Annotated in this window: 1 rRNA gene; it reads right to left on the bottom strand. The window is 53.7% G+C overall.

The window, feature by feature from the left end:
- Positions 1 to 2,842 (bottom strand): 23S ribosomal RNA (locus HKD46_RS21060); the annotation flags it as partial.
- Positions 2,843 to 2,863 lie beyond the last annotated feature (21 nt).

The following is a 2,863-nucleotide window of genomic DNA, read 5'->3' as shown; positions in this document are numbered from 1 at the left end:
CTACGCTTACACACCCCACCTATCAACGTTGTGGTCTCCAACGGCCCTTTAGGACCCTCAAGGGGTCAGGGATGACTCATCTCAGGGCTCGCTTCCCGCTTAGATGCTTTCAGCGGTTATCGATTCCGAACTTAGCTACCGGGCAGTGCCACTGGCGTGACAACCCGAACACCAGAGGTTCGTTCACTCCGGTCCTCTCGTACTAGGAGCAACTCCCTTCAATCATCCAACGCCCACGGCAGATAGGGACCGAACTGTCTCACGACGTTCTGAACCCAGCTCGCGTACCACTTTAAATGGCGAACAGCCATACCCTTGGGACCGACTTCAGCCCCAGGATGTGATGAGCCGACATCGAGGTGCCAAACACCGCCGTCGATATGAACTCTTGGGCGGTATCAGCCTGTTATCCCCGGAGTACCTTTTATCCGTTGAGCGATGGCCCTTCCATTCAGAACCACCGGATCACTATGACCTACTTTCGTACCTGCTCGACCTGTCCGTCTCGCAGTTAAGCTGGCTTATGCCATTGCACTAACCTCCTGATGTCCGACCAGGATTAGCCAACCTTCGTGCTCCTCCGTTACTCTTTGGGAGGAGACCGCCCCAGTCAAACTACCCACCAGGCACTGTCCGCGAGCCCGATTCAGGGCCCTGCGTTAGAACATCAAACATACAAGGGTGGTATTTCAAGGACGGCTCCAGCGCAACTGGCGTCACGCCTTCAAAGCCTCCCACCTATCCTACACATGTAGGTTCAATGTTCAGTGCCAAGCTGTAGTAAAGGTTCACGGGGTCTTTCCGTCTAGCCGCGGGTACACCGCATCTTCACGGCGAATTCGATTTCACTGAGTCTCGGGTGGAGACAGCATGGCCATGGTTACACCATTCGTGCAGGTCGGAACTTACCCGACAAGGAATTTCGCTACCTTAGGACCGTTATAGTTACGGCCGCCGTTTACCGGGGCTTCGATCAAGAGCTTCGCTTGCGCTAACCCCATCAATTAACCTTCCGGCACCGGGCAGGTGTCACACCCTATACGTCCACTTTCGTGTTTGCAGAGTGCTGTGTTTTTGATAAACAGTCCCAGCCATCTGGTCACTGCGACTCCCGACAGCTCCATCCGCAAGGGACTTCACCATCAAGAGCGAACCTTCTCCCGAAGTTACGGTTCTATTTTGCCTAGTTCCTTCACCCGAGTTCTCTCAAGCGCCTTGGTATTCTCTACCCGACCACCTGTGTCGGTTTGGGGTACGATGACTTGTAATCTGAAGCTTAGAGGCTTTTCCTGGAAGCAGGGCATCAATGGCTTCCGCACCGTGGTGCGTTCGTCTCGTGTCTCAGTGTTGTGTCTCCGGATTTGCCTAGAAACACCACCTACGCACTTTCACCAGGACAACCGTCGCCTGGCCCACCTAGCCTTCTCCGTCCCCCCATCGCAATTACAAGTCGTGCAGGAATATTAACCTGCTTCCCATCGATTACGCCTTTCGGCCTCACCTTAGGGGTCGACTCACCCTGCCCCGATTAACGTTGGACAGGAACCCTTGGTCTTCCGGCGAGGAGGCTTTTCACCCCCTTTATCGTTACTTACGTCAGCATTCGCACTTCTGATATCTCCAGCATACCTCTCGATACACCTTCGCAGACTTACAGAACGCTCCCCTACCACTCACGCTTAGCGTGAATCCGCGGCTTCGGTGCCTGGTTTGAGCCCCGTTACATCTTCCGCGCAGGCCGACTCGACTAGTGAGCTATTACGCTTTCTTTAAATGATGGCTGCTTCTAAGCCAACATCCTAGCTGTCTGAGCCTTCCCACATCGTTTCCCACTTAACCAGAACTTTGGGACCTTAGCCGGCGGTCTGGGTTGTTTCCCTCTTCACGACGGACGTTAGCACCCGCCGTGTGTCTCCCGGATAGTACTTACTGGTATTCGGAGTTTGCATGGGGTTGGTAAGTCGGGATGACCCCCTAGCCCAAACAGTGCTCTACCCCCAGTAGTATTCGTCCGAGGCGCTACCTAAATAGCTTTCGGGGAGAACCAGCTATCTCCGAGTTTGATTGGCCTTTCACCCCCAGCCACAGGTCATCCCCTAACTTTGCAACGTTAGTGGGTTCGGTCCTCCAGTTGATGTTACTCAACCTTCAACCTGCCCATGGCTAGATCACCCGGTTTCGGGTCTACACCTTGCAACTAGACGCCCAGTTAAGACTCGGTTTCCCTACGGCTCCCCTATACGGTTAACCTCGCTACAAAATGTAAGTCGCTGACCCATTATACAAAAGGTACGCAGTCACCCCGAAGGGCTCCCACTGCTTGTACGTACACGGTTTCAGGTTCTATTTCACTCCCCTCACAGGGGTTCTTTTCGCCTTTCCCTCACGGTACTGGTTCACTATCGGTCAGTCAGGAGTATTTAGCCTTGGAGGATGGTCCCCCCATATTCAGACAGGATGTCACGTGTCCCGCCCTACTCGATTTCACATCAAGGTTGTTTTCGTGTACGGGGCTATCACCCTGTATCGCCGGCCTTTCCAGGACCGTTCCACTAACTTCCAAGATGCTTAAGGGCTAATCCCCGTTCGCTCGCCGCTACTGAGGGAATCTCGGTTGATTTCTTTTCCTCGGGGTACTTAGATGTTTCAGTTCTCCCGGTTCGCCTCGCTGCGCTATGTATTCACGCAGCGATACCTAGCTTATGCTAAGTGGGTTTCCCCATTCGGAAATCCGTGAGTCGTAATGTCTCTTACCGACTGCTCACGGCTTATCGCAGGTTAGTACGTCCTTCATCGCCTCTGACTGCCAAGGCATCCACCATGTACGCTTAGTCACTTAACCATACAACCCCAAGAAGTGTCG

The organism is Aeromonas sp. TW 6 (assembly GCF_013168745.1).
GTDB lineage: Bacteria > Pseudomonadota > Gammaproteobacteria > Enterobacterales > Aeromonadaceae > Aeromonas > Aeromonas caviae.
The sequence above is the reverse complement of the archived record's forward strand: the minus strand, read 5'-3'. Positions and strand labels throughout refer to the sequence as shown.